Here is a 25,488-nt window from a genome sequence, read left to right on the forward strand (position 1 = left end):
TGAATTCTGGCCGCGCAGTATGCGACTAAACCCAGCCTGTACGACAGACCAGAGACACAGTTAAGCTGCTCTCACTTTGTTGGAGTTCATCGCATGCTGACCCTGGGAAATATCTTCGTGTTGATGCTGTTGGCGACCGGTGCCGCCTGGGTGTGGCACAACCACGGCCTGCGTGAACGGGCGCTGGAGCGGGTCAAGCAGCATTGCGCCAAACTGGATATCGAACTGCTCGACGGCGCAGTGGCGTTAAAACGCATAGGTTTTGTGAAAGATGCCAATGGTCGACGGCGTCTGGCACGCATTTACAACTTTGAGTTCACCGTGACCGGCGAAGCCCGCCACCCCGGGACTATCACTCAGTTTGGCGCCCACAGCGCGCAGATCGAATTGGCGCCCTACCCGTTCGAGATCAAGACACCGCAGCCCAGCGCCGAAGTCATCGAGCTGAGCCAATGGCGCCAGGACCACGCCAGCAAGACCCGTCACTGACGGCACGCGGCCAGCGCGCTCTGTAGCCCAGCCACGTCCTGTGGCTGGCTGAAGATCAATTCAATACGTGAATCGCGGCGCCACTCGCTGGGTTGCCAGGCAAGTGGACCATTATCCACAGCGTTAACGGACATCCAGGTATCGCCGCTGTGGATAACCAGCTTGGCGCGGCGCCATTCAAGGCCAGAAAGCCAGCTGTGCAGGCGCGCAATGTCGAACGACTGGCTTGGATGCCAGCGCCAACCGATACTCCAGCCACCTTCCTGGGCCTGACTCAGGCAAATGGGCAACGCAGGATCAACCCAGACGGCCGGCATCTGTACCACACCTTTGGGCACCTCGAAGTTATCCACAGCTGCGCCAGCCTGTGCATCCAGGCCGGGCAATTGCTTGAGCGGCAACTGCGCCTGGCGTGTCCAGTAAATCGGGCAAGCAGGCAGTTGCTGTTCTATGGCCTGGCGCTGTGCGGCATCCAACGATTCATCTTTGTTCAACACCAACAAACCGGCGCTGGCCAGCGCTTCCTGCTGCGCTTGCGGCAATGCTTTGCCCGCTGCCAATGCTTGGGCATCCAATACCAACACACACGGCTGAACTGCGAGTACGCCCTGCCATGGCGCCTCGCGCAACTGCTTGAGCAACTGCGCCGGATGCCCCAGGCCCGAGGGCTCGATAAACAGCCGATCCGGCTTGGCCTTACGCAACAGGCGGCCAAGCCCTACCTGGAACGGTGCACCATTCACACAGCACAAACAGCCTCCGGCCACTTCGCCCAGCGCAATGCCGTCGTCGTCCTGTGTTAGCAAGGCAGCGTCCAGGCCGATTTGCCCGAACTCATTGATCAACACGGCCCAGCGCTCGTTGGCCGGGCGTTGGGCCAGCAGGTGTTTGATCAGGCTGGTCTTGCCGGCGCCCAAAGGCCCGGCAATCACGTGGGTGGGAATGTTCTGCAGCATGGGGCTTCATTCAGGCCGGGTAGAGCGCTTGATCCTACGCGGTTATGCGAGCCAATCCAGCGTCAGGATCAACCGGCGCTCGTCAGCCTTGAGCGCGGGTGAGCGATGGATCAAGCCATGGTTCTCGTTGCCGTGCCATTTTGTGCCCTTGAGCAAGGCCACTTCGCCGCAGTGGACCTGCTCGATGCGCTCGGTGGGTTCCGCGTCGGGCTGGCTGAGTTTACGCCGGTCCATCACGCCTTCGCGCAGCCACTGGCTGCCGATGCCGGCGTAGGTGGTGATCAGTCGAACCGGCACATGGTCGACGTGAAAACGCGGGCACATGGCCTTGTCCAACAGCCGCAAACGCACGCCAATCCTCTTGGCACCGAGCAGGCAAGCAAACGCGCTGACCAGCCAGGACACATCGGCGATAAAGCCTTCGTAACCTTCAAGATCACGGCAACTGGAGGCCAAACCCTGCAAATTGGGCACAGCCTCCTCATTGTCGAGCTCAATCACCAAGGAATCCGCCAACGGCTCATTGAGCGCCACCAGCAAGGCGCCAAATTCGGCGATATGCAGGGGCAACTGGCGCTGCCACAGCGCCAGGTTGACGTCGTTTTCGAGGATGTCCGACAGCGCCAGCGGCGTTTCACCCCGGGTCTGCCGGATCACCGGGCGTAAGGGAATTACCGGGGCCAGCATCAGGCTACCTGCTCATACCAAGGGCCAAAGGGGTCGGCCAACTGGCGCCAGCCTTCGACGCCCTGGGCCATTTCTTCATCGTTAAGCAAGCACGCGTCCAGCTCGGCGCGCATCTGCGCGAAGTCGATGTTTTGCCCGATAAACACCAGTTCCTGGCGGCAGTCGCCGGTGCTCAATTGCCAGTTGCCCATGATCGCCGCTACGCTTTCTTCGTCTTGCGGCCACTGGCTTTTCGGCACAAAACGCCACCAGCGCCCGGCAAAACCATGGCGCATCAAGCCACCGGCCTGGGACCAACTGCCGGCATCCTGATGCTTGCTCGCCAGCCAGAAAAAGCCCTTGGAGCGCAGCAGTTTGCCGTTCACCCACGGGCGATCGATAAAGTCGAAGAAACGCTGCGGATGAAACGGGCGACGCGCGCGGTAAGCGGTGGAGGCGATGCCATATTCTTCGGTTTCCGGCACGTGCTCACCGCGCAACTCCTGCAACCAGCCCGGCGCTTGCGCTGCGCGTTCGAAGTCGAACCGGCCGGTGTTGAGGATCTTGTTCAGCGGCACTTCGCCCATCACCATCGGGATGATTTCCGCCTGGGCATTGAGGCGCTCAAGGATGGCCATCAACTCCTCGCGTTCGCGGCTACTGATCAGGTCGATCTTGCTGATCAGGATCACGTCGGCGAATTCGATCTGCTCGATGAGCAAATCGGTGATGGAGCGCTCGTCGTCTTCGCCCAGGGTTTCACCCCGGGAAGCGAGGCTTTCGGCAGCTTGGTAATCGAGCAGGAAATTCATGCCGTCGACCACGGTGACCATGGTGTCCAGGCGTGCGATATCGGCCAGGCTTTGCTCGTTTTCATCACGGAACGTGAAGGTTTCGGCCACGGGCAGCGGCTCGGAAATGCCGGTGGACTCGATCAACAGGTAATCGAAGCGCCCTTCCTTGGCGAGCTTTGTGACTTCTTCCAGCAAGTCTTCACGCAAGGTGCAGCAGATGCAGCCGTTGCTCATCTCCACCAGTTTTTCTTCGGAGCGATTCAGCGTGACGTCGCGCTGAACCTCACTGCCGTCGATATTGATTTCACTCATGTCGTTGACGATCACCGCCACCCGCAGGTTTTCGCGGTTGCGCAGAACGTAGTTGAGCAGCGTGCTTTTACCAGCGCCGAGAAAGCCGGACAGCACGGTAACGGGAAGGCGATTAGTCATCAGGTAATCCTCATCAGGGTTGGCCGGTCAAATCGCCCGTTTATGGCGTTCGCGCAGCTCTTCACGTTCTTTGGCTTCGATAGACAGGGTGGCAGTGGGGCGCAGCAGCAGGCGTTGCAGGCCGATGGGCTCGCCGGTTTCGCGACACCAGCCATATTCGCCGCGGGCCAGCAGTTCGAGGGCATCGTCGATCTTGTCCAAGAGCTTTTTTTCACGCTCCAGCAGGCGCAGCTGCCACTGGCGCTGCTCTTCGGCGCTGCCGATATCGGCCAGGTCGCTGTTGGTTTCCTGCTCGCGCAGCACCAGGAATTCAGCCTCGATACGCGCCTGCAGTTCGTAGCGCTGCGTCAGCAGCAGCGCTCGGAAGAAGCCTTGCTGAGCGTCATTCATGTAATCGGCGGGCAGTTGGGCCAGGAGCTCTTGTTCAGTCATGGGAAGCGGTTCACGGGTCAGGCTGTTTTTTAATGTTATAGTATAACAACACAAATAAGCCAATCCCCGCTTGCTCGCCACGACGAAGGGCGCAATGCTGGAACACTTTCTTGCCCGAGAGGCACTATGAAATACCTGGTGTATGCCCTGTTATTGGGCGTGGCAGGATCTGCCTGCGCGCAAACGCCGAGCCCGTTGGCGAGCTGCACGCGCAGCGCTAATTTGCTGGCCTGCGTAGACCCGCTGGGCAATGCTTACAGCGTGGCGACGGTTGGCAGCACTACGTATTTGCGCGGTTTTGAGGTGATCGGCAAACGCTATTGGGCACAAACCAGTAGCCGCTATGGGCAGCTGACGTTCTTTACCGGGTTGGCGTCCGATGGTGAGGCGTGGGTCGGCTACACGCGCCGCGTGGGCTGGACCACCATCAACCGGTTTTCCAGTTCGGGTGGCGCCAGCGCCAAGTTCACGTGCAGCCGTATAGCCGGCTGTTAGACCTGGCCGCTCTTCTGTTCCTGAACCCAAGCCATGTAGCTGTTCATCGGCGGGTTCTTCTCGAAGTATTTTTTCAGGCCGTCGAACAGGCCATCCGCCACGGCTTGTTGATGACGCGCCGTCACCAGCCGCTGGGCGTCCCGAGTGTTGGAGATAAACCCGGTTTCCACCAGGATCGACGGCACGTCAGGTGATTTGAGCACCGCAAACCCGGCTTGCTCCACGCGCTTCTGGTGCAACGTGGTGATGCTTTGCAGGCTGCCCAACACCGAGCTGCCCAGTTGCAGGCTGGAGGCGATGGTGGCGTTCATCGACATATCGAGAATTACCCCGGCGAGCATCGGATCCTTGTCCTTGAGGTTGAGCAATGTCGTGGCGCCCAACAGGTCGGCGCCGTTTTCGCGCTGCGCCATGAAGCGCGCGGTGGCGGAGGTGGCACCGCCTTCGGACAACGCATACACCGAAGCCCCGGAGGCGGTGAGGCGCGGCGCGGCGTCGGCATGCACCGAGATAAACATATCGGCCTTGTGCTGACGGGCGATGTCCACGCGCTTGCGCAGCGGCACGAAGAAGTCGTCGTTGCGCACCAGCTTCACGTCAAAGCCCTTCTCGCGCTTCAAGCGTTTGGCCAGCAGTTGGGCGATGGACAGCACCACATCCTTTTCGCGCTGGCCCTTGGAGCCGATGGCGCCAGGGTCTTTGCCGCCGTGGCCAGGGTCGACCACCACGATGATGTCGCGCTTGGGGTGCGCTTTATCTACTGGAGCCACCAGCGGCGCCGGCTGCGCAGCAATCTGGCGCGGCGCGTGGGTGGCGTTGGTCAGGTCGAGTACCAGGCGATGGCCTTGACCATCCTGTGGCGGCAATAAAAAGCTGTTGAGCTGCATCGGCGAGGCCAGGTCCAGCACGATGCGCGTATCGCTCTTGCCGAAATGCCCCGAACGAATCGAAGTAATCCCACTGTCCTTCAGCGCCAACTGCGAAAAATCACCACTGAGCCCGGCGCCGCTCAGGTCGATGATCACGCGCTCCGGCGACGTCAGGGAGAAGGTCTTGTATTGCACCGGGCCGCTGAGGTCGAACACCAGCCGCAGTTTGTCGTCGGAGCGCCACAAGCGCGCATTACGAATCTGTGTGGCGAACGCCCCCAATGGAAAGGTGAACAGAGGGCTGACCAGCAGCAGATTGAGAAGCTGACGTCTGTGCATGAAAAACACCGCAAATAAAGGAGCGTCCCTGCTCGACATGACTGAAGAAAGACTGGAGCAGAAAAATCATCGTCGACTTAATCGTTATAATATAACATGTCTTTTTATTGCCAACGATGGACCTGCTCATGAATGCGCTGACTTTGCCGGATATCGCCGCGCAGGCTTCACGGCAAGCCTTGCCACTCGACTGGGTGGGCATGTGCGGCATCGCCCTGCCAATCCTCATCGACGGCCAACGCCTGACTGCCACCGCCGATGCGGGCGTAAGCCTGGACGATGGCGAGGCCCGTGGCATTCATATGTCGCGCCTGTACCTGGCCTTGGAAATGCTCGACCAGCAGCTTCTTACACCTGCACTTCTGCGTAATGTACTGCAGCGCTTTCTCGAGAGTCATGAAGGATTATCTAAGAACGCCTACTTGCGCATTCACACGGATTTGTTACTCAAACGCCCGGCGCTGGTCAGCCCGCTGGCCGGTTGGAAAGGCTACCCGGTGTGCATCGAAGCGCGTCTGGAAAACCAGATGTTCCACGTGGAACTAAAAATTGACGTTACTTATTCCTCAACCTGCCCATGCTCAGCTGCGCTCGCCAGGCAGTTGATTCAGCAGCAATTTCTTCAGGACTTCGCCAACAAACCGGTGCAGCACGAAGACGTATTGACCTGGCTCGGCAGCGCCAACGGCATCGTGGCCACGCCTCACAGCCAGCGCAGCAGCGCCCAACTGTCGATCCAACTGGACGCCAGCCAGAACACGCTGCCGCTCACAGACCTGATCGACACCGTCGAAGCCGCCCTCGGCACCGCCGTGCAAACCGCTGTAAAACGGGCGGACGAACAAGCCTTCGCCTTGGCCAATGGGCAGAACCTGATGTTCTGCGAAGACGCCGCCCGCCGCCTGAACCTCGCCTTGAAACGCTCGGATGCTGTCAAAGCCTTCCACCTGAAAGTGATCCACGCCGAAAGCCTACACGCGCACGATGCCGTGGCTGAAAGCCGCTGGACGAGAGACTCTGCATGATCACCTGCAACGCTTTGCGCTGGGGCGCCCCCGGGCAACCACTCACCCCTGCGCTGGATCTGCGCCTGGAAAAAGGCAGCCTCACCGGCATCATTGGCGCCAACGGCACGGGCAAGAGCAGCCTGCTCAAAGTCATCGCTGGGCTGCAAAAGCCGTTGGCGGGCAACGTCAGCGTGGATGTTCCACGTCGTGGCGGCTTGTCGTTCCTGCCACAGCAGCAACACCTGGACCGGCAGTTTCCGATCAGCCTGCAAGAGTTGGTGGCCGCCGGATTCTGGGGCACCAAACTCAGCCCGGAACAACGCAGCCAGCGTCTGCACGCAGTGCTGGAAGACTGGTGCCTCACCGGCCTGGAACATCGACCGTTGATGGCGTTGTCTGGCGGCGAACTGCAACGTGCACTGCTGGCGCGCATGAGCCTGGCTGAAGCGCCAGTATTGCTGCTCGACGAGCCCCACGCCGCCCTCGACGAAGAAGGCCAGGCGCTGTGCTGGAACCATGTGCACGCCTGGCACGATGAAGGCCGCACGGTGGTGATCGTTTGTCATGACCTTGCCTCCGTGCGCCACCACACTCAGCAAGTAGTGCAAATCAAAAGCTCTGGCTGCGTATTTGGCCCCAGTAAAGAACTGATCCGCCCGCAACCTCACATGCAGGTGGCCTGATGCACTTCGCCGCCCACCTGTGGATGCCCTTTCAAGATTTCGTTTTCATGCGCCGTGCCCTGATTGGAGGGTTGGTGCTTGCCTGCAGCACCGCGCCGCTGGGTGTGTTTTTGATTCTGCGGCGCATGAGCCTGATCGGCGACGCCGTTGCCCACGGCATCCTGCCCGGCGCCGCACTCGGCTTCTGGTTCGCCGGCATCAGCCTGCCGGCGCTGACCATCGGTGGCCTCGGCGCTGGGCTGAGCATGGCCGGATTGTCGGCGTGGATCACCCGCCGCACCGGCCTGCGTGAAGATGCCAGCCTCGCGGCCATCTACCCCATTTCGCTCGCCGCGGGTGTGCTGATCCTGGGCATCGCCGGCAAGCGCCTGGACCTCTTGCACCTGCTGTTCGGCTCCGCCCTGGCGGTGGATGAAACCACCCTCACCGGCATGCTCTGGGTCTCGGGTTTCAGCCTGATCGCCATGGGGCTGATCTACAAACCGCTGCTGCTGGACACCCTTGACCCGCTGTTCCTGCAAACCGTCAGCCGCCTCGGCCCACTCGCCCACGGGTTATTCCTGACCCTGGTGGTGCTGAACCTGGTGATCGGCTTCCAGGCTATCGGCGCGTTGATGGTGGTGGGTTTGATGATGTTGCCGGCGATTGCTTCACGCTTCTGGAGCCGGCGCCTGCCGGTGTTGATTGCGGTATCGGCGGTGCTGGGATGCCTGTCGGTGTGGCTTGGTTTGCTGCTGTCGTTCTACTACTCACTGCCCAGCGGCCCGGCCATCGTGCTGGTGGCTGGCGGCGGGTATCTGCTGTCCGTGGTTTTCGGCCCGGTGCACGGCTTGCTGCGCCGCCCGCCCTCTCTTACATCCCAATGAGGTGTTTCCCGATGCGCGCTTTACTCGTGCTGTTCAGTCTTCTGCTGCCCTTGTCGATGGCCCAGGCCGCCGACAAACTCCAAGTAGTCACCAGCTTCAGCATTCTCGATGACATCACTCACCAGATCGGTGGCGATCACATCCAGATCAGCAACATGGTCGGCCCCGACTCCGACGCCCACACCTATGAACCGACGCCGGACGATGCCAAAGCCCTGCTCAAGGCCAAGGTCATCATCAAGAACGGCCTGGGCTTCGAACCCTGGCTGGACCGCCTGGTCACCAGCACCGAAACCAAAGCTACTGTGGTCACCGCCAGCAAAGGCGTGATTTCCCACACCATGGAAGAAGACGGCGAAACCATTCCGGACCCGCACGCCTGGCACAACCTGGCCAACGCCGAAATCTATGTGAACAACATCACCAAGGCACTGGTGGCAGCCGACCCGGCCAACAAGGCCGACTACCTGCATAACAGCCAGACCTACCTGAAAGAAATCTACCGCTTGCTGGCCGAAGCCAAGACCAAGTTCGGCGCGCTGCCCGCCGGCAACCGTCGCATCGTCACCTCCCATGACGCCTTTGGTTACCTGGGCCAGGCCTATGGCATTCAGTTCCTGGCACCACAAGGTCTGTCGACCGAACGCGAACCTTCGGCCGCCGAAGTCGCTGCGCTGATCACCCAGATCCGCAAGGACAAGGTCAAAGCCGTGTTCATGGAAAACATCAAGGACTCGCGCCTGCTCAAGCAGATCGCTGACGAAAGCGGCGCGCAAATCGGCGGCACGCTGTACTCCGACGCCCTCGCCGCCGAAGGCCCGGCCAGCACGTTCACCGGGCTGTTCGAGTACAACCTCAACACCTTGTGCGCCGCCCTGAGCAAGCCATGACCCTGAGCATGCTCGACCTGGAAGAGGCTGCCCTTGGCAGCCGCTTTCCACTCGAACCCGTGCTCGACGCCCTGCCGTGGAACAGCGATGGCCTGATTGCCGCCATCGCCCAGCAACACGGCAGCGGCGCCGTGCTGATGCTGGCCTGGATGAATCGCCAGGCGCTCAGCGAAACCCTGGCCAGCGGGCACGTCTGCTACTGGTCGCGCTCGCGCCAGCAACTGTGGCGCAAAGGCGAAAGCTCCGGCCACTGGCAACAGTTGATTGAGGCGCGCCTGGATTGTGATGGCGACGCCGTGCTGCTGATCGTCGACCAGCAAGGCCCGGCCTGCCACACCGGGCGGCCGACCTGTTTCTACAACGCCATTGTGGGCGACCACGTTCACATTATTACGGAGCCTGTTGCATGATCCGCAAAAACCCCTCCGGCGACCTGCCGGTGATTGCCGAGTCGGCCTACGTCGACAAGACCGCGATCATCTGCGGCAAGGTCATCATCGGCGAGAACGTGTTCGTCGGCCCCTACGCCGTGATCCGCGCCGACGAAGTCGACGCCACCGGCGACATGGACCCGATCACCATCGGCGCCAATTCCAATATCCAGGACGGCGTGGTGATCCACTCCAAGTCCGGCGCGGCGGTGACGATTGGCGAGTTTACGTCTATCGCGCATCGCTCCATCGTCCACGGCCCGTGCACCGTGGGCGACCGCGTTTTCATCGGCTTCAACAGCGTGCTGTTCAACTGCGCCGTCGGCGATGGCTGTGTGGTGCGCCACAACTCGGTGGTCGATGGGCGCGACTTGCCCGCCGCCTTCTACGTGCCCTCCACCACCCGCATCGGCCCCAATACCGACTTGTCGCAATTCCCGCCGGTGAGCGTCAGCGCCTCGGAGTTTTCCGAAGACGTCGCGCGTACCAACGTCGACCTGGTCCGTGGTTACAAAGCCCTGCAAAACGAGTTCTGAACCATGAGCCGCCTGCTGATCCGCAACGCCCGCCTCGTCAATGAAGGCCAGGAATTCGACGCCGATGTGCTGGTCGCCAATGGCCGCATCGAGAAGATTGCCGGCAGCCTTGAAGGCTACAACGAGCCAGTGGAAATCGACGCCCAAGGCCAATGGCTGCTGCCGGGCATGATCGACGACCAGGTACACTTTCGCGAACCCGGCGCGCCGGACAAAGGCAGCTTCTACAGCGAATCCCGCGCGGCAGTGGCCGGTGGCATCACCAGCTTCATGGATATGCCCAACACCAACCCGGCCACGCTGAATCTGGAAGCACTGGCCGATAAAAAGCGTCGCGCTGCGCTGCATTCGGTCGCCAACTACGGCTTTCACTTTGGCGTGAGCAACGACAACCTCGACGTCGTCGCCGCCCTCGACCCGCGTGCAGTGGCCGGGGTCAAAGTGTTCATGGGCGCCTCCACCGGCAATATGCTGGTGGACGACCCACGGATTCTGGAGCGGCTGTTTGCGCAAGTGCCGACCATCCTGCTCGCCCACTGCGAACACACACCGAGCATCCTGGCCAATGAGCAACGCCTGCGCGAGCGTTTCGGCGAGCACATCCCTGCGGTCGCCCACCCGCTGATCCGCGATGCCGAAGCCTGTTATCGCTCGTCGTCCCTTGCCGTGGAATTGGCCAAGCGCCATGGCACGCGCCTGCATGTGCTGCACCTGACCAGTGCCCGCGAACTGGCATTGTTCGAAGACAAACCCTTGGCCGAAAAGCGCATCACTGCCGAAGTCTGCCTGCACCACCTGCTGTTCGATGACCGCGACTACCATCGCCTCGGCCACCAGATTAAATGCAACCCGGCGATCAAGACCCGCGCCGACCGCGACGCGTTGCGCCTGGCCTTGTTGAGTGATCGTCTGGATGTGATTGGCACTGACCATGCGCCGCATACCTGGGCGCAAAAACAGTTGGGCTATCGTGAAGCGCCGTCCGGGTTGCCGCTGGTGCAGCACGCGTTGCCGGCGTTATTGGAATTGGTCATCGACGGGCATTTGCCTCTGGCCACGCTGGTGGCAAAAACCAGTCACCGGGTGGCCGATTTATTCGCCATCCCGGACCGTGGTTACTTGCGTGAAGGCTATTGGGCCGACCTGGTGCTGATCAAACCCGAGCCCGAAGGCAAACCGGTGAGCAGCCAGCCGATCCTCGCCCGCTGTGGCTGGACACCCTTCGCCGAACGCAGCTTTCGCCACAGCGTGAGCACCACGCTGGTGTCTGGCCACCTGGCGTGGCACAACGGCCAGGTGGTCGACAGCTGCCAGGGCTTGCCCTTGCATTTTCTGCGCTGACCGACGCCAGCGGGCTTGCCCTAATACCATTCAGTCAAGAAGGCTGAAGGGTAAAAAGTAACCTGTGGCGAGGGAGCTTGCTCCCGTTGGACTGCGCAGCAGTCCCATGCTTTTAAAGCAAAGAGCAGGGGCCTCTTCGCGGCCCAGCGGGAGCGAGCTCCCTCGCCACAGAGAAGGTGGCAACCTTCAATAGTTGTGCACCTGTGCTGCGATCAAGCCAACTCCCACAGCTTAAGCGCGGGGTTTTACCGTACCGCAATCGTTGCCCAGCCACTGGGCGTGGGTGTCCAGACTGCCCTTCTGCTGGACGCCGGTGGCATTGAAAGTACCGTTTACCTTGGTAGTGAATTCCTGTTGGCTTTGGAAGGTTGCAACGCCAGTGCCCTGGGCTTTCGGGCAACTGAAACGGAATTTCCATTGGTTGCCGGTCTTGTCGGTCACTTCCTGTTTGCAGCCCGATTGCGGGTCGGTCAGCGGGATAGAATCAGAGGCGACCTGGGCAGGCGTCAGGCATACCTGCACGCCTTTACCGGCCATGGTGATGCCCTGTTTTTCCAGCATCGCACGCTGCTCCGGGGTCATCTGTTGCTTGAGCTGACCGAGGATCAGCGACAGGTCCGGCAAATCCTGGTTATCGACTTTCATATTGCTGGTGGTCAATTCCCACAAGCCCGGCGCCAGCATCTGCGCCTGAGCCGCCACGGGCAGCGTCAATCCAACAACCATGGCCAAACCAAGCAGACGAGCATTCATCGGGTAACTCCTGGGTAATTGTGGGCGTTAGACGCCGCAAAGCCGCCAGTGTTGCACGGCAAATAAAATAGCGACATTCGCCGTGGAACATGGTCTGTTAGGCACTCGATTGCCTGGAGTGATGTCGTTCATGGATTTTTTTGGCCCGCACCTGCTCGCCTACTTCATTGCCACGCTGCACTTTCTCGGGACGCTGGCCGCGATCCACGCGGTACTGACGGTCAGGACCGCCCAAGGCTCGATCGCCTGGGCCTTGTCGCTGATGTTCATGCCTTACCTGACGCTGATCCCATACCTGATCTTCGGCCGCAGCACCTTCGACGCGTACATCCAGGCACGTCGGCAGGCCAACCAGGAAATGCACACCGCCATCACCGAGCTGAACTGGCGCCCCTGGGTCGATGAAGCCCTGGCCGCGCGCAACTCCAGCGCCTACGGTTCCTTGCGCGCCATGCCCAAACTGGGACGCATGCCGTGCCTGGCCAATAATGAAGTGCGTTTGCTGATCAATGGTGAGGCCACTTTCAGCGCGATTTTCGACGCCATTCGCAATGCCAAAACTGCGGTGCTGTTCCAGTTTTTCATCATTCATGACGACGAGCTTGGCAGACAGCTGCATGCACTGCTGAAGGAAAAAGCTGCCGAAGGTGTAGACATTCACGTGCTCTACGACCGCATCGGCAGCCACGCCCTGCCCCACCGTTATGTGCAATCGCTGCGCGACGCTGGGGTCAAAGTCAAAGCGTTCGCCACCCGCAGCGGCTGGCTCAACCGTTTCCAGGTCAACTTTCGCAACCATCGCAAAATCGTGGTGGTGGACGGCATTACCGGCTTTGTCGGCGGGCACAACGTCGGCGATGAATACCTGGGCAAAAAGCCGCCGCTGGCACCGTGGCGCGACACCCATGTGCAGGTCACCGGCCCAGTGGTGGCGTGCCTGCAGGAGTCGTTTGCCGAAGACTGGTTCTGGGCGGCGCGCGAATTGCCACCGCTGATTTTGCCGGACACTTACCCCGAAGACGGCGTGCTCTGCCAATTACTCGCCAGCGGCCCGGCTGATCCGTATGAAACGTGTTCGCTGTTTTTTGTCGAAGCCATTCATGCGGCCACCGAGCGCGTGTGGATCACCAGCCCGTATTTCATCCCCGATGAAGCAGTGTTCTCGGCCTTGCGCCTGGCCGTGCTGCGCGGAGTCGACGTGCGCCTGTTACTGCCATCGCGCCCAGACCATCGCATCGTCTACGCCGCGTCCAGCCTTTATGCGATCGAAGCGGTACGCGCAGGCGTGCGGGTGTTCCGCTACAAGCCAGGCTTTTTGCATCAGAAGGTCGTGTTGGTGGACAGCGAAATCAGCGCCATCGGCAGTGCGAACATGGACAACCGTTCGTTCCGGCTGAATTTTGAAGTGATGTTGCTGACGGTGGACGAGGCGTTTGCCAGCGAAGTGGAGCAGATGCTGCTGGACGACTTCGCCCTTGCCCATGAAGTCAGCCAGGAAGAAAGCCGCGAGACTCGGCGCCTGCAACAGCTGGGCATGCGGGTGGCGCGGCTTATTTCACCCATCCTCTAAGCAACAACACCATACAACTGTGGGAGCAGGCAAGCCAGCTCCCACAGTTTTAGATCTTCAGTGCGTCTGAATCAGCGGTAAATATCTTCCCGCGTCCACGGCAGTTCATGGCTGCCATCGGCGTGAGGCTTCACCGCCAATATCTGATGCAAATTGATCCAGCCCCGCGCAAACGCATACGCGCAACCGGCCAGGTACAGCCGCCAGATCCGCAATGCCTGCTCCGGCACCATCTTCGCCGCCGCTTCGAGGTTGTCTTCCAGGCGCTCGCTCCAGTGGTCCAGGGTGCGCGCGTAGTGCAGGCGCAGGCTTTCGACGTCGACCACCTCCAGCCCGACTTCGCTGATTTCGGCAGTCATCATCGCCAGGTGCGGCAGCTCGCCGTTGGGGAATACGTAACGCTCGATAAACTCCCCGGCGCCACGCCCCACAGGTCGACCGTCGGTGTGCTTGGCGGTGATGCCGTGGTTCATCACCAGGCCGCCTTCGCGTACCGCGCCAAACAGCGTCTTGCAATACTCCGCCAGGTTGGCGTGGCCGACGTGCTCGAACATGCCCACGCTCACTACTTTGTCGAAGCGACCGTCTTGCGGCAGGTCGCGATAGTCGAGCAGTTGCAGGTCGACCTGATCTTCCAGCCCTTCAGCCTTAACCCGTTCCCGAGCCAGCGCCAGCTGCTCCTTGCTCAAGGTAATGCCAAACACTTTGACTCCGAACTCGCGCGCCGCAAACCGCGCCAGGCCGCCCCAGCCACAGCCTACATCGAGCAAATACTCACCCGGCTGCAGCCGCAACTTGCGGCACAGATGGCGAAATTTATCTTGTTGGGCCTGGTCGATGGATTCGCTGCCGGTTTCGAAATACCCGCAGGAATACGCCATGTCCTGGTCCAGCCATAGCTGGTAGAACTCGTTGGACAGGTCGTAATGGTAGGAAATAGCCGCTGCGTCTGTAGCCTTGTCGTGGATCGAGCGCACCGGATGACTCCCCTCGTCGTCATCGATCAGGGCGTGACTCAACTCGTCACATACCCGGATAACCTCGGAGATGGAGCCTTCCAGTTCCAACTTGCCCTCGACGAAGGCTTCGCCCAAAGCATCGAGCGTTGGATGAGTCAGCTTGGACACGACCGTGGGGTCCTTCACCACGATGGTCACACTGGGCTCGGGGCCCAAGTTGAATTCATGGCCGTCCCAGAGTCGAAGACGCAGCGGTAGCTGAAGATTCTGTAAGGCCGGTGGAAGTTGCGCGAGCATGAGTAGTCCCCCCTTGTTTCAGACGTCTGGAATGAGGGTAGACCATCAGAAGACAAAGTAGGAGGCTATCGATTTAATAGCCTTCTTCTATGGGGCTCGGCGCTCGAGCAAACCGTCCTGAATCCACTGTTTCAGCCATGTCACCGCCTGCAGTGGCGCACCCTCTGCATAAGTGACTACCAGCGCTTCGCACAGTTCTGAAAAATTCCAGCCGGTGGTCACCATTCCCGCCAAGGCACTGGCTTCCGCTGGCTCCAGGCTGCGGTAATGGCATACGTTCTGGTGGCGCCATACCAGGCAAATCTGCGCCAGCTCCAACGCGTGGCTGTCGGGAAAGTCCGACTCATCCTTGCTCGCCCGCCAGATTGCCACGGTATTGAAGTGACACAGCATCTGCTGCACCGAAGGTGCCAGGTTCACCTGCAACCCAGGCCAGTCTTCAGGCGCCAATTGCGCCATATCAGCAAGGGCCAGCGGCTCACCCTGCGGGGCATCAAACGCCAGGGTAAACGCCCATTCCAACCGCGCCAGCTCAGCCAGCGGCGCGCTCTGCTCAGCCACCAGGTGCTCAACGATAAACGCCGGGAACCGCTCCCCCAGCCAACGCAGGCTGTAATGGGCGGAGGGATATCGGCGCAAATAGGCTTCTGTCAGTAATGCGAACTCATCATCGCCGAGCCAATACCAAATGGCACCGAAGTCATGGCGCAGTACTTCCTGCAAGCGCGACAGGTAGGCGTTGTGATAAATCGCCAGGCCCGTGTCCACATCCAGGGTCGGCCCACCCAGCAAGGTCGCGGCGAAGCCACTGTTGGCGGCTGAGTCTTCAGATAACAAGTGCTGCTCAAAAGCCAACTGCCAATCGGTCAAGCGCATAACGACCTCCGGGCCAAGGCGGTCGCGCCCAGTTCACGGGCCTTGCTCAACTCGGTGAGCAGTTCTTCGAACGGTGGGAAATGGTCATCGCGTTCCAGCAAGGTCGACACCGGCCCCAGATGCTCAAGCGTCTGCTGATAAAGCGCCCAAACCGGGTCGCACACTGGATGGTCATGGGTATCGACCACATAGTCGCCGTAGTCCATATGCCCGGCCAAATGCAGCTGGCGGATACTCTCGGGCGGCAAACTACGGATAAAGGTCCAGGCATCAAACCCGTGGTTGCGCGAGCTGACATACACGTTGTTCACGTCCAGCAGCAGCTGGCACCCGGTCAGATGGGCCAGGGCATTGAGGAATTCCCACTCGGTAAATTCATCGGCCTTGGAGCGCACATAGCTGGAGACGTTTTCCAGTACCAATGGGCGCTGCAACACATCCTGCACTTGGCGCACGCGGGCAGCCACGTGGTAAAGGCTTTCTTCGGTGTAAGGCAGCGGCAGCAAATCGTGCAACTGATGGGCACTGCCGCGGCTCCAGCACAGGTGATCGGAGATCCACGCGGGCTGAATGCGCTCGGCAAGTTGTTTGATTTGTTTCAGGTAATCGCTATCGAGGGCATGCGGCCCACCGATGGACAGGGACACACCGTGCATCACCAGGGGATAACGCTCGGCTATCGCGTCCAGGTAGTACAAGGCTTTACCGCCCTGGACCAGATAATTCTCGGAGATCACTTCGAACCAATCCACGGCCGGCGACTGTTCAAGGATCTGCTGGTAGTACTCACTGCGTAAACCCAGGCCGTAACCCAGACTTGTAAGGGAAGCGGACATCACACACTCCTGGGCAAAGTGCCCGCAGCGGCGGGGGGCGTCCGCTGCGGTTGCACCCGTTGCCGGTTATTCGCCGACTTTGCCACCAGCCTTGGTGCAAGCGTCTGCACTGGCCATAGCCTTGAAGCCCTGACCTTTGCACGAACCTTGACCTTTGCAAGCGTGGTCCTTGGTTTTGCAATCGTTCTGGCCTTTGCAAGCGTTGATGCCGTAGCAGTGCACAGCGGTGTCAGCGGCTTGAGCCTGAGTGACAACACCAGCAAACATGGTAGCGGCGGCCATTGCGAGGGCGGCACCAGCAGCAGCGGATTTGAAGTTCATTTTTGTATTCCTCATGATCGGTAGTGGAATCGGTCTGAACGGATTGTTCAGTCTCGACATACCACTAGAGTGAGGTCCATCACTGGCGTTACAGCTGTGTGCAAATATTTCTGAAAATTATTCATCCAGCTTCAAAAGCGGCTCCTGGAAGCGTAGCAAACGCCCGGCATTACCCAATACCAGCAGGGTGCTGAGGTTATGCAACACCGCCGCGATCATTGCGCCTGCTGCGCCCAGCCAGCCAAAAGCAGCAAACACCACGATGGCCAGCGTCCAGCCGAGGCCGATGATCACGTTGACCTGCAACGTATGTCGGCACTGGCGGCTCAAGCGCACACAGGTGCCAAGGCGACGCAGATCGCTGCCGATCAACACCACGTCCGCCGATGCCAGGGCGATGTCCGCCCCGCCGGCGCCCATGGCGACACCGACCACACCCGCCTTGAGCGCCAGGGAATCGTTAATGCCATCACCGACGACCATCGGCCGGAAACCGCTGCCAATTTCCCCCAGCACGCGGTTGAGCTTATCTTCCGGCAAGGCCTGCGCTTCGACGTCGCTGATGCCTACGTCGAGCGCCAGGCTGTCGGCGACACTTTGACGGTCGCCGGTCAGCAATAGTTGACGGCCCAAACCGAGGTCGCGCAGCTCTTGCAGCGCTTGGCGTGCTTCCGGCTTGACGCTGTCCGCCAGCAACAGCCAGGCCAGGAACTGCCCGTTCAAGGCCAGCCCGGCAATCGGGCCGTCATGGTTCGGGACTGTCGTCGTGACAATACCCAACTGCTCGAACAACTCCGGTCGCCCCAGCGCCGCCTCGCCCTGCCCGGTTTGCGCCACGACGCCAAGCCCCTGGCGTTCGTGAATATCCGTCAGCACCAGCATTTGCTCTTGCGTGGCCAAACCGGCCAGCGCACGGCTGACCGGGTGACTGCTGGCCGAACCCAGGCTGGCGGCAAGATTCAACAACACCTGCCGATCCGGCGCTGTGGTTTCAATGGACTGCAAACGCAGCGTGCCGAAGGTGAGCGTGCCGGTCTTGTCGACCACCAACGAGGTCAGGTCCGCCAACTCCTCCAGAAACGCCGAGCTGCGAATCAAAATCCCATGGCGCGCCGCCACCGCAATCCCGGCAATCGCTGTGGCCGGCGCCGACAACACCAGGGCACACGGGCACGCCGCCACCAACACCGCCAACATTGCCTGAGCGTCATTGGTGACAAACCAGGTCACCGCCGCCAGCAGCAATACCAGCACCATATAGCTACCGGCGTAACGCTCCAGCAGCCGCGTGATCGGTGGCTTGGAGCGTTCAGCGTTTTGCATCAGGGCGATGACCTTGCCCAAGGTCGATTCATCGCCGGTGCGGGTCACCTGCAAGCGCAGCAACCCATCCAGGTTGATCGCACCGCCAAACACCTGCACACCGACGCTCGCTTCCAGCGGCACCGACTCACCGGTGATAGGCGCCGTGTCCAGGCTCGCCTGGCCCGACAGCACCACGCCGTCGGCGGGCACGCGATCACCGGCGCGCACTTCGACAATGTCGCCGGTGTTCAGCGTGCCGTTATCCACTTCAATAATGCTGCCATCGGCCTGCACCAACCGCGCATGGCTGCGGGTCAGTTTGCCCAGGGCGTGAATCGCTTCCTGAGAGCCGATCACGCTGCGCTCTTCCAGCACATGGCCGAAGATCATGATGATCGGCAACAACGCGGCGGTCAGCAGATCACCGGTGGCCCAGGCACCGAGCATCGCCAGGGCGATCAATTGGTCAGTGATGCCATGCAGGCTTGGGTAACGCAGGCTGTACCAGGCCGAGCGCATCACCGGCACGGCCACCAGCAAGGACGCCACGCCGAGGAGTAATTGGCTGACACCGGTCTGGTCCGGCGCGAGCCAGCGCCAGACCAGGCCGAGCACAAGTAAACCCAGAGCCAGCATGGCCAGGGTCAATTGCCGGGCAGCGCTGCGCTGCTCGGCGGAGGTCAACATGGGTGCGCTCATTGCTCGGCTCCCTGAATGATCAAGCGGGAGTCGTCTTTAGGGTCGACGGTGGTCACAGAACCTGCCTGGCCCAGAATCTTCGGCAAGCGCTCGCGATAAAGACGCAGCAACAAGCCAGGGTCTTTGACTTGAGCCAGGCTGGCGACGGTCGCGGTTTGCGCCTGGGCGTTGGCCAAGCGTTCACTGGCCTGGGCGTGGGCAACCTGCACCAGCCGATCGGCTTCCTGGTTGGCGGTCTGGGTGAGCTTTTCCGCTTCGGTGCGCGCATTGGCCACGGCTTTGTCGGCCTGCTGGCTGGCCGTCAGCACGGCGTTAAAAGCATTGACGGCCGGGCCTGGCAGACTTGATTGCACGTCGACGCGAGTGACTTCGATGCCCAAGCCCAACCCCGTCGAAGCCAGCTGCGCCAGGCGTTTATTGATGCCTTGCACCAGATCACCGCGCAGGCGCTCACGGCGCTCGGCGGCACCGTTGTCGGTGCCGATCAGTTCAGGGCGCGCCACCAGAATCGTGTCCAGGTCGCGCGCGGCGGTCAGGGCCACCGCGCTGCGCGTCACCAGCCGATCCAGGGCCGGCAGCACGTGCTCGCCCTGCAACACAAACGCGTAAGGCTCGGTGACCTTATAAAACACCCGCACATCCAACTGCACCACGCCGGCATCGCCCGTCAGCAAATAACCGGAACCGGCCAGCGCGTCACTCAAGGGCGTGGCAAAACTGGCCACGCGGTCGGCCTGGATCGCCGCCTCGGAGCGCAACAAGTTCTCCACTCGCCGCTCGATCACACGGTCCGCCGCCGGCAACAGCACCACTTGCTCGAAGGGCTGCGGCCACGCAAGCAAAAGCCCGGCGTTCTGGATGCGGTCAAGCGCGCCGAAGTGCAACACCACGGCGCGGTTCTGCGGGTCGATCTGGCGCACATTCGAAAACGCCCAGGCCAACGCCGCCAATACCGTCACCGCGTACAACGCCAGGAAGGTCAGACGCCCGGCCTGGATCCACGGGCTGTCCGGGCCGTCACGCTCGGTCATGGCTGAACGTCCTTAGGCCCGTCTACCAGTGCACGGAACGGTGCAGCATCGGTGCGCAGGATGATCTTGGTGCCCGGCGTGACCACGGTACCCAAGGTATCGAGCGAGCGCAGCAGGTTGTACAGTTGCGGGTTGCCGGCGTAGGCACGCCCGTAAATCTGCGCCGCCTCAACCCGCGACTGGGCTTCGATATCGGCGGCTTTCACCGTGGCATCGGCTTGCACGATGCGCGCATCCCGCTCGGCAGCGGAGCGAATCTGCGCCGCTTCCCGCTTGCCCACGGCGGTGCGTTCAGTGGCGATGGTTTCGCGCTCGGCGCGCATGCGGTCGACGGTGGCGGTCAGGGTGACGGAAGGCAAGGTCAGGCGTTCGACGCCCACTTGCGCCACGCGTACGCCATAGGTAATGAGCAATTGTTGATCAATCTGTTGGCGCAGCTGTGCTTCAAAATCAGCAATGCGCACCTGGCTGGCGTCGGTGTTGATCAGGCTGGACAGGTCGAAGCTGGCAGCGGTGGTTTCCAGCGCCGAGCCGACGAAGGTGCGAATCTGCCGCGCCGCTTCATCAGGCTGGTTCTGCACCGCACGCATAAAGCGCTGCACATTGTCGGCATCGCCTTGCACCTGCCACGCCACGTAGGCCTGCACGATGATGCGCAGGCCATCGCGGGTGCCCACATCCTGCAAACCGCTGGAGGTGGTGCGCAGGCGCAAGTCCACCGGGATCGCCGCTTCGAACGGCGCCGGCCAGCGCCAGCCCAGGCCCGGCTCCAGCAGTACCCGCGCCGGGTTGCCGAAGCGGGTAATCACCGTGGCTTCACCGGAGCGCACCTGCACCAGGCTCGCCGCAGCAACGGCAAACAACACCAGCAATACCGCCCAGGCCATGCGCCGCCATGGGAATGGGCCAGCAGCCTGTTCGTCGCCATGATGGTGATGGTGGTGGCCATGATGATGGTGATGACCGTGATCGTGAGAATGAGCGCTCAACAGACAGACTCCTTATTGAACGGCTTTACGCGGCGCCATCGGGTCGGCCGGCAAAGTAAAAGAACGCAGATCGATCGTCGGCGCGCCATCGGCGCCCAGGCGGTGATCCAGAATAAGCAGCTTGGCGTGGGCCAGGCCTTGGCTGAGTTGGCCCAGGTACTGTTCCAGCACAAAGGCACGACCCGCAGTGGCGTAGGCTTTTTGTTCGGCGGTAAAACGCAGGTCGGCCGCCTGGGCACCCGCGTTCACTTCACGGGCAGTGGCCACCGCCTGATCGCGAGCAGTGCTGGCTTGCAACAACGCCTGGTTGGTTTGCTCGCTGGCAGCCCCGCGTTCGCGGGAGATCAGCGCCTGGGCGCCAATTTGTGCCGCCTGCACACCGTGATAAGCGTTGGCGGCACCGGCGGGTGGGTGAATCGCTTCTACGACCGTGGCCAAAATCTCCACGCCGCTGTCGAGCTTTTGCAGGTCTGCCTGCACGGCGCGACCCACTTCATCGGCGAGGCTGGTACGTTGCTCACCGAGCAATTCGTCGAGGGTACGCGAAGCAAAGTCATGCACAAGGATGCGGCTGGCGGTGCTGCGAATCAGCGTCGGTATATCCGCGCTGTTATAGGTGGCGGCCAGCGCAGCCTTGTCCGTCAGGCCGATGCGGTAGACGAAACGCACATCCATATTGACGATCTGGAAGCTCTGCTTGTCGCCGCTGCTGCTGGCGATCACTTGGGACTTGTCATTCACATGGCTGGCGTCCCACAAGCGGTTGGCGATGAGCGGCGCCGGGCCTTCCGCAGAGGCCAACTGCGGTGCGGCGGCCTCGCTGACGCTGGTCGCCAGTTCATGCACCACGCCGTTTTCCACGCTCAGCACGCGCCCCAATGGCCAAGGCAACCCTGCATGCAAGCCAGGCCCGAAAACCTGCACGGGTTTGCCGAAGCGCTCATAAATCCCACGGCCTTGCAGGGGCACTTCGTGCACGCCGGTCAGCGCCCAGCCTACCGCCAGCACCACCAGCAGCACCGGCAAAAACGCCCGACGCATGTAGGTAAACGCCCAGATCTGACGCAGATCGATGCCAAAGCGGTTGTGCAATTCGTGCTGCAACGCCAGCAAGGGTTGTGGTGGCCAACGCAGCAGGCCCGCGATAAAGCTTTGCGCCATCAAGCGCGGTTCGAGGCGCGGCTGGCGCGGGCTGAACAGTGACAGCACGCCCCTTAGCAGAAACTCCAGCGCCACCAGCGCGGGCAACAGCCCCGTCAACACAGCCAGACGCAGCGGCCACACGGATTCGGCACCGGCAAACAGCAGGCAGATCGCACTGACCACCAGGCTGATAATCGCCACGCGGCTCAACTGCGCCAGCTGTGACGCTTCCGGCCATTGCGCGGCGGTTTCCTGGGCCAAGCGGCGCTCGAACACCAGCAAGCCAAAGGCCAACGCCAGGGCCACCGCCGCGCCGATGCTCGCCGATTGCCCCACCGCCGCGGCGGGCAAGGCCAGGTTCCAGAATTCGATGATGCTGATCAGCGCCAGCAACGACCAGCCGCACAGCCACACCACTGGCGCGCCAATCTGTGCCAGCACACCGCTGCCAAACCGATTGATCGCCCGTGCAAGCGCGCCAACCTCTTCGTCGGGAGCTTCGATCAGTTCAGCCGTGGGCGTTTCCAGCGCCTGGGCGCGCCAATCCGCCACCCACCACGCCGACTGCAACCCGGCCACCAGCACCAGCAAGGCCGACGCGCAATTGATCAGCACCACCGGCCAAATCGACAACGGCGCAAACAGTGCCACGAACAGCGCCAGCACCCAACCGGCCAAGGCCAGGGCCGTCAGGCTGATGCCCGCCTGGCGCAATCGGCGGGCATGGAACAACCCTTGTTGAAAACGCGGAAGGCCTTCAACCGAAGCGCCGTCAGCTTCCAGATCCACTTGCATCCACTTAACGTCCGCTACACACAATTGGTTACGATATAACACGCAGCGTGAAATTTTTGTCCGAAAACAGCGCAAATCCCCGGTGGGAGCAGGCTTGCCCGAGATAGCGGTCTGCCAGTTTTTGATGGTTGGCCTGATACACCGCCATCGCAGGCAAGCCAGCTCCCACATTTATTCTGTGGTGCTCTCTGGAAAGTGATTAAACCCCCAGAAACACAAGCCATCACTGGTGCAGGCACAGATTAATCGGCACACTCCAAAACAGTTTTTCGCGGGCCCAAGGACAAGGAAGCGTCATGATTTCGATCTACCAGCTAAAACCGCGTTTTCAGAACCTGCTGCGCCCTCTTGTGCAGCGTCTATACGACAATGGCACCACCGCCAACCAGATTACCGTGCTGGCCGGCGTCGTTTCCTTGCTGGTCGGCCTGCTGATCGCCTGCTTTGCCCAACACCTCTGGCTGTTTGCGCTGATCCCGCTGTGGATGATCCTGCGCATGGCCCTCAATGCCATCGACGGCATGCTCGCACGCGACTTCGGCCAGCAATCGCGCCTGGGCGCCTACCTCAATGAACTGTGTGACGTGATCGCCGACAGCGCCTTGATCCTGCCCTTTGCGCTGATTCCGGGCGTGAGCCTGGCGCCGGTGCTGCTGGTGGCGTTGCTCGCCGTGTTCAGCGAATACGCCGGTGTACTGGGGCCGATGGTGGGTGCCTCACGGCGCTATGACGGGCCGATGGGCAAAAGTGATCGTGCGTTCGTGCTCGGTGTACTCGCCACTGGCGTGGCGTTGGGCTGGCTCGGCGCGGGCTGGGTCGATGCGGTGATGTGGCTGGTCGCTGCCCTGCTCGCCTACACCTTGGTCAACCGCGTGCGTCAGGGCCTCAAAGAACAACAAGAAACCTCTCCGATTGCATAAGGATTTTTGCGATGCGCGAACAGCAAGAGCACACCTTCAGTACCCATGATGGCGTCGAGCTTTTTTATCGACACTGGCCGGCCACTGCGCCTGCGGGCGACGAGCCGCGCAAGGCGATCCTGCTGTTCCATCGCGGCCATGAGCATTCGGGCCGTATTGCCCACCTGGTCGATGAACTCGACCTGCCGCAATTCGATTTCTTTGCCTGGGACGCCCGTGGCCACGGCCAATCGCCGGGCGCCCGCGGTGACAGCCCAAGCTTCGCCACCAGCGCCCGCGACGTGCAGACCTTCTGCGAACACATCGGCGCCACTTACGGCATAGAAGAACAAAACTTCGCCGTTATCGCCCAAAGCGTCGGCGCGGTGATCGCGGCCACTTGGGTACACGACTACGCGCCAAAAATCCGCGCGCTGGTGCTCGCCTCCCCGGCGTTCAAGGTCAAGCTGTACGTGCCCTTCGCCCGGCCCGGGCTGGCGTTGATGCGCAAGTTTCGCGGCAACTTTTTCGTCAACAGCTACGTCAAGGCCAAGTTCCTCAGCCATGACCCTGAGCGCGTCGCGTCCTACGACAGCGACCCGCTGATCACCAAAGCGATTTCGGTGAATGTGCTGCTCGGTTTGTACGAAGCCGCCGACCGGGTAGTCGCCGATGCCCAGGCGATCCAGGTGCCGACGCAATTGCTCATCTCCGGCTCCGACTTCGTGGTGCACCGCAAACCCCAGCAGCAATTTTTCGACCGGCTTGGCAGCCTGAAAAAAGAGCTGCACATCCTGCCCGGTTTTTTCCACGACACCCTCGGCGAGCGCGACCGCGCCACGGCCGTAAGCAGCGCTCGGCGTTTTATCCTGCAGAACTTCGCCCATCCGCTGGACCGCGCGGCCCTGCTCGACGCCGACAAACTCGGCGCCACGTGCGCCGAATCCGAAGCCCTCGCCGCGCCGCTGCCGCGTAATTCCCTGCGCGACCTGTACTGGCGCATCACCCGCGCCAGCATGGGCCTGGGCAAGAACCTGTCGGACGGGGTGAAACTGGGTTTCGACACCGGCTTCGACTCCGGCAGCACCCTGGACTACGTGTACCGCAACACGCCCACCGGCAAGGGCGGCTTGGGGCGGATGATCGACACCAACTACCTCAACTCCATCGGCTGGCGCGGCATTCGCCAGCGCAAGCTGAACGTCGAGGAACTGCTACGGCTGGCCATGGCCAGGTTGCGCGATGAACATCGCGAGGTGCGCATCGTCGATATCGCCGCCGGCCACGGGCGCTACATTCTTGAAGCCTTGCAAGGCGTTTCGCCGCTGCCGGAATCGATCCTGCTGCGCGACTACAGCGACATCAACGTGCGTGACGGCGGCGCGCTGATTCGTGAAAAAGGTCTGGGGGACATCGCGCAGTTCGTCAAAGGCGATGCATTTGATAGAGCAGACTTGGCGGCACTGACGCCCAAGCCGACCCTGGCAGTGGTGTCCGGCCTGTATGAGCTGTTTGCCGATAACGGCATGGTCGGCGGTTCGCTGGCCGGTCTTGCCGAAGCGGTGGAGCCCGGCGGGTACCTGGTCTACACCGGCCAGCCGTGGCACCCGCAACTGGAATTGATCGCCCGCGCGTTGACCAGCCATCGCCAGGGCCAGGCCTGGGTAATGCGCCGTCGCAGCCAGGCAGAGATGGATCAATTGGTCGAGGCGGCGGGCTTTCGCAAAATCACCCAGCGTGTGGATGAGTGGGGCATTTTCACCGTGTCCCTGGCACAGAAGATCTGAGC

General features: G+C 61.4%; 26 protein-coding genes. 12 read left to right on the forward strand and 14 right to left on the reverse strand.

What is annotated here, in order from left to right:
* Positions 1-93: 93 nt before the first annotated feature.
* Entirely contained in the window at positions 94-489 is a 396-nt protein-coding gene (locus HBO41_RS22875; RefSeq protein ID WP_017135767.1) for a DUF3301 domain-containing protein, read from the forward strand.
* On the opposite strand, the gene HBO41_RS22880 is transcribed toward HBO41_RS22875, so the two are convergent.
* The 4 genes from HBO41_RS22880 to dksA are packed head-to-tail and all read right to left on the reverse strand — an operon-like array spanning position 483 to position 3,769.
* Positions 483-1,445, reverse strand: a complete 963-nt coding sequence (locus HBO41_RS22880) for a GTP-binding protein (RefSeq protein ID WP_169987861.1) — start codon at positions 1,443-1,445, stop codon at positions 483-485. The genes HBO41_RS22875 and HBO41_RS22880 overlap by 7 nt on opposite strands.
* Positions 1,446-1,487: 42 nt before the next feature.
* Positions 1,488-2,132: a DUF1826 domain-containing protein gene (locus HBO41_RS22885; RefSeq protein WP_017135765.1), complete on the reverse strand. Its 645-nt coding sequence runs from the start codon at positions 2,130-2,132 to the stop codon at positions 1,488-1,490.
* The gene (zigA, locus tag HBO41_RS22890) at positions 2,132-3,337 is read right to left on the reverse strand and encodes a zinc metallochaperone GTPase ZigA (RefSeq protein ID WP_017135764.1); all 1,206 of its coding nucleotides are present in this window, start codon (positions 3,335-3,337) and stop codon (positions 2,132-2,134) included. The genes HBO41_RS22885 and zigA overlap by 1 nt, the downstream gene beginning before the upstream one ends.
* Positions 3,338-3,364: 27 nt before the next feature.
* Positions 3,365-3,769 (reverse strand): RNA polymerase-binding protein DksA, encoded by a 405-nt coding sequence (gene dksA / locus HBO41_RS22895; RefSeq protein ID WP_169987863.1) that lies wholly within the window; start codon positions 3,767-3,769, stop codon positions 3,365-3,367.
* A 126-nt stretch (positions 3,770-3,895) separates the two neighbouring features.
* Here dksA and HBO41_RS22900 point away from each other — a divergent pair, with 126 nt between their 5' ends.
* Positions 3,896-4,264 (forward strand): glutamine synthetase, encoded by a 369-nt coding sequence (locus HBO41_RS22900; RefSeq protein WP_138450732.1) that lies wholly within the window; start codon positions 3,896-3,898, stop codon positions 4,262-4,264.
* Here the strand turns inward: HBO41_RS22900 and HBO41_RS22905 are convergent.
* Positions 4,261-5,472 (reverse strand): N-acetylmuramoyl-L-alanine amidase, encoded by a 1,212-nt coding sequence (locus HBO41_RS22905; protein WP_099550222.1) that lies wholly within the window; start codon positions 5,470-5,472, stop codon positions 4,261-4,263. The genes HBO41_RS22900 and HBO41_RS22905 overlap by 4 nt on opposite strands.
* A gap of 128 nt (positions 5,473-5,600) precedes the next feature.
* Between HBO41_RS22905 and folE2 the strand changes: the two genes are divergently transcribed.
* The 7 genes from folE2 to HBO41_RS22940 are packed head-to-tail and all read left to right on the forward strand — an operon-like array spanning position 5,601 to position 11,226.
* Positions 5,601-6,497: a GTP cyclohydrolase FolE2 gene (gene folE2, locus HBO41_RS22910; protein ID WP_099550221.1), complete on the forward strand. Its 897-nt coding sequence runs from the start codon at positions 5,601-5,603 to the stop codon at positions 6,495-6,497.
* On the forward strand, positions 6,494-7,162 hold the full coding sequence (locus HBO41_RS22915) for a metal ABC transporter ATP-binding protein (RefSeq protein ID WP_138450735.1): 669 nt from the start codon (positions 6,494-6,496) through the stop codon (positions 7,160-7,162). Before folE2 ends, HBO41_RS22915 begins: the two co-directional genes overlap by 4 nt.
* Positions 7,162-8,028, forward strand: coding sequence for a metal ABC transporter permease (locus HBO41_RS22920; RefSeq protein WP_017135759.1), 867 nt, complete (start codon positions 7,162-7,164; stop codon positions 8,026-8,028). The genes HBO41_RS22915 and HBO41_RS22920 overlap by 1 nt, the downstream gene beginning before the upstream one ends.
* 11 nt (positions 8,029-8,039) lie before the next feature.
* Positions 8,040-8,918, forward strand: a complete 879-nt coding sequence (locus HBO41_RS22925) for a metal ABC transporter substrate-binding protein (RefSeq protein WP_056860918.1) — start codon at positions 8,040-8,042, stop codon at positions 8,916-8,918.
* Complete coding sequence (gene hisI / locus HBO41_RS22930) at positions 8,915-9,328, forward strand: phosphoribosyl-AMP cyclohydrolase (protein WP_169987865.1); 414 nt, start codon at positions 8,915-8,917, stop codon at positions 9,326-9,328. The genes HBO41_RS22925 and hisI overlap by 4 nt, the downstream gene beginning before the upstream one ends.
* The gene (locus HBO41_RS22935; protein ID WP_017135756.1) at positions 9,325-9,885 is read left to right on the forward strand and encodes a DapH/DapD/GlmU-related protein; all 561 of its coding nucleotides are present in this window, start codon (positions 9,325-9,327) and stop codon (positions 9,883-9,885) included. The genes hisI and HBO41_RS22935 overlap by 4 nt, the downstream gene beginning before the upstream one ends.
* Positions 9,886-9,888: 3 nt before the next feature.
* Entirely contained in the window at positions 9,889-11,226 is a 1,338-nt protein-coding gene (locus HBO41_RS22940; protein ID WP_169987867.1) for a dihydroorotase, read from the forward strand.
* A gap of 231 nt (positions 11,227-11,457) precedes the next feature.
* Here the strand turns inward: HBO41_RS22940 and HBO41_RS22945 are convergent, their stop codons facing one another.
* Positions 11,458-11,979 carry a DUF3617 domain-containing protein gene (locus tag HBO41_RS22945; RefSeq protein ID WP_017135754.1) on the reverse strand — a complete coding sequence of 174 codons (522 nt, stop codon included), beginning with the start codon at positions 11,977-11,979 and terminating at the stop codon, positions 11,458-11,460.
* A 130-nt stretch (positions 11,980-12,109) separates the two neighbouring features.
* Here HBO41_RS22945 and cls point away from each other — a divergent pair, with 130 nt between their 5' ends.
* Complete coding sequence (gene cls / locus HBO41_RS22950) at positions 12,110-13,549, forward strand: cardiolipin synthase (RefSeq protein WP_017135753.1); 1,440 nt, start codon at positions 12,110-12,112, stop codon at positions 13,547-13,549.
* Positions 13,550-13,620: 71 nt separating this feature from the next.
* Here the strand turns inward: cls and cfaB are convergent, their stop codons facing one another.
* The 8 genes from cfaB to hflK (HBO41_RS22990) all read right to left on the reverse strand — a co-directional run bounded on the left by cfaB (position 13,621) and on the right by hflK (HBO41_RS22990) (position 22,800).
* The gene (gene cfaB, locus HBO41_RS22955) at positions 13,621-14,805 is read right to left on the reverse strand and encodes a C17 cyclopropane fatty acid synthase CfaB (protein WP_017135094.1); all 1,185 of its coding nucleotides are present in this window, start codon (positions 14,803-14,805) and stop codon (positions 13,621-13,623) included.
* Between the two features lie 87 nt (positions 14,806-14,892).
* Complete coding sequence (locus HBO41_RS22960) at positions 14,893-15,681, reverse strand: DNA-binding domain-containing protein (protein ID WP_099550217.1); 789 nt, start codon at positions 15,679-15,681, stop codon at positions 14,893-14,895.
* The gene (locus HBO41_RS22965) at positions 15,672-16,517 is read right to left on the reverse strand and encodes a DUF692 domain-containing protein (RefSeq protein ID WP_017135096.1); all 846 of its coding nucleotides are present in this window, start codon (positions 16,515-16,517) and stop codon (positions 15,672-15,674) included. Before HBO41_RS22965 ends, HBO41_RS22960 begins: the two co-directional genes overlap by 10 nt.
* 66 nt (positions 16,518-16,583) lie before the next feature.
* Entirely contained in the window at positions 16,584-16,838 is a 255-nt protein-coding gene (locus tag HBO41_RS22970) for a membrane protein (protein WP_017135097.1), read from the reverse strand.
* 117 nt (positions 16,839-16,955) lie between these two features.
* Positions 16,956-18,842, reverse strand: coding sequence for a cation-translocating P-type ATPase (locus tag HBO41_RS22975; protein WP_058421072.1), 1,887 nt, complete (start codon positions 18,840-18,842; stop codon positions 16,956-16,958).
* Positions 18,839-19,873 (reverse strand): protease modulator HflK, encoded by a 1,035-nt coding sequence (gene hflK, locus HBO41_RS22980; RefSeq protein ID WP_138450390.1) that lies wholly within the window; start codon positions 19,871-19,873, stop codon positions 18,839-18,841. The genes HBO41_RS22975 and hflK (HBO41_RS22980) overlap by 4 nt, the downstream gene beginning before the upstream one ends.
* Entirely contained in the window at positions 19,870-20,865 is a 996-nt protein-coding gene (hflC, locus tag HBO41_RS22985; protein WP_169987982.1) for a protease modulator HflC, read from the reverse strand. The genes hflK (HBO41_RS22980) and hflC overlap by 4 nt, the downstream gene beginning before the upstream one ends.
* A gap of 9 nt (positions 20,866-20,874) precedes the next feature.
* Positions 20,875-22,800, reverse strand: a complete 1,926-nt coding sequence (gene hflK, locus HBO41_RS22990) for a protease modulator HflK (protein WP_169987869.1) — start codon at positions 22,798-22,800, stop codon at positions 20,875-20,877.
* 296 nt (positions 22,801-23,096) lie between these two features.
* On the opposite strand from hflK (HBO41_RS22990), the gene HBO41_RS22995 reads away from it, so the two are divergent.
* Both HBO41_RS22995 and HBO41_RS23000 read left to right on the forward strand, forming a co-directional pair.
* Positions 23,097-23,720 carry a CDP-alcohol phosphatidyltransferase family protein gene (locus HBO41_RS22995; RefSeq protein ID WP_099550214.1) on the forward strand — a complete coding sequence of 208 codons (624 nt, stop codon included), beginning with the start codon at positions 23,097-23,099 and terminating at the stop codon, positions 23,718-23,720.
* Positions 23,721-23,731: 11 nt separating this feature from the next.
* On the forward strand, positions 23,732-25,486 hold the full coding sequence (locus tag HBO41_RS23000; protein WP_138450384.1) for a bifunctional alpha/beta hydrolase/class I SAM-dependent methyltransferase: 1,755 nt from the start codon (positions 23,732-23,734) through the stop codon (positions 25,484-25,486).
* Positions 25,487-25,488: the final 2 nt, after the last annotated feature.

The sequence above is a fragment of the Pseudomonas sp. WS 5146 genome (genome assembly GCF_012985495.1).
GTDB classification, from domain to species: domain Bacteria; phylum Pseudomonadota; class Gammaproteobacteria; order Pseudomonadales; family Pseudomonadaceae; genus Aquipseudomonas; species Aquipseudomonas edaphica.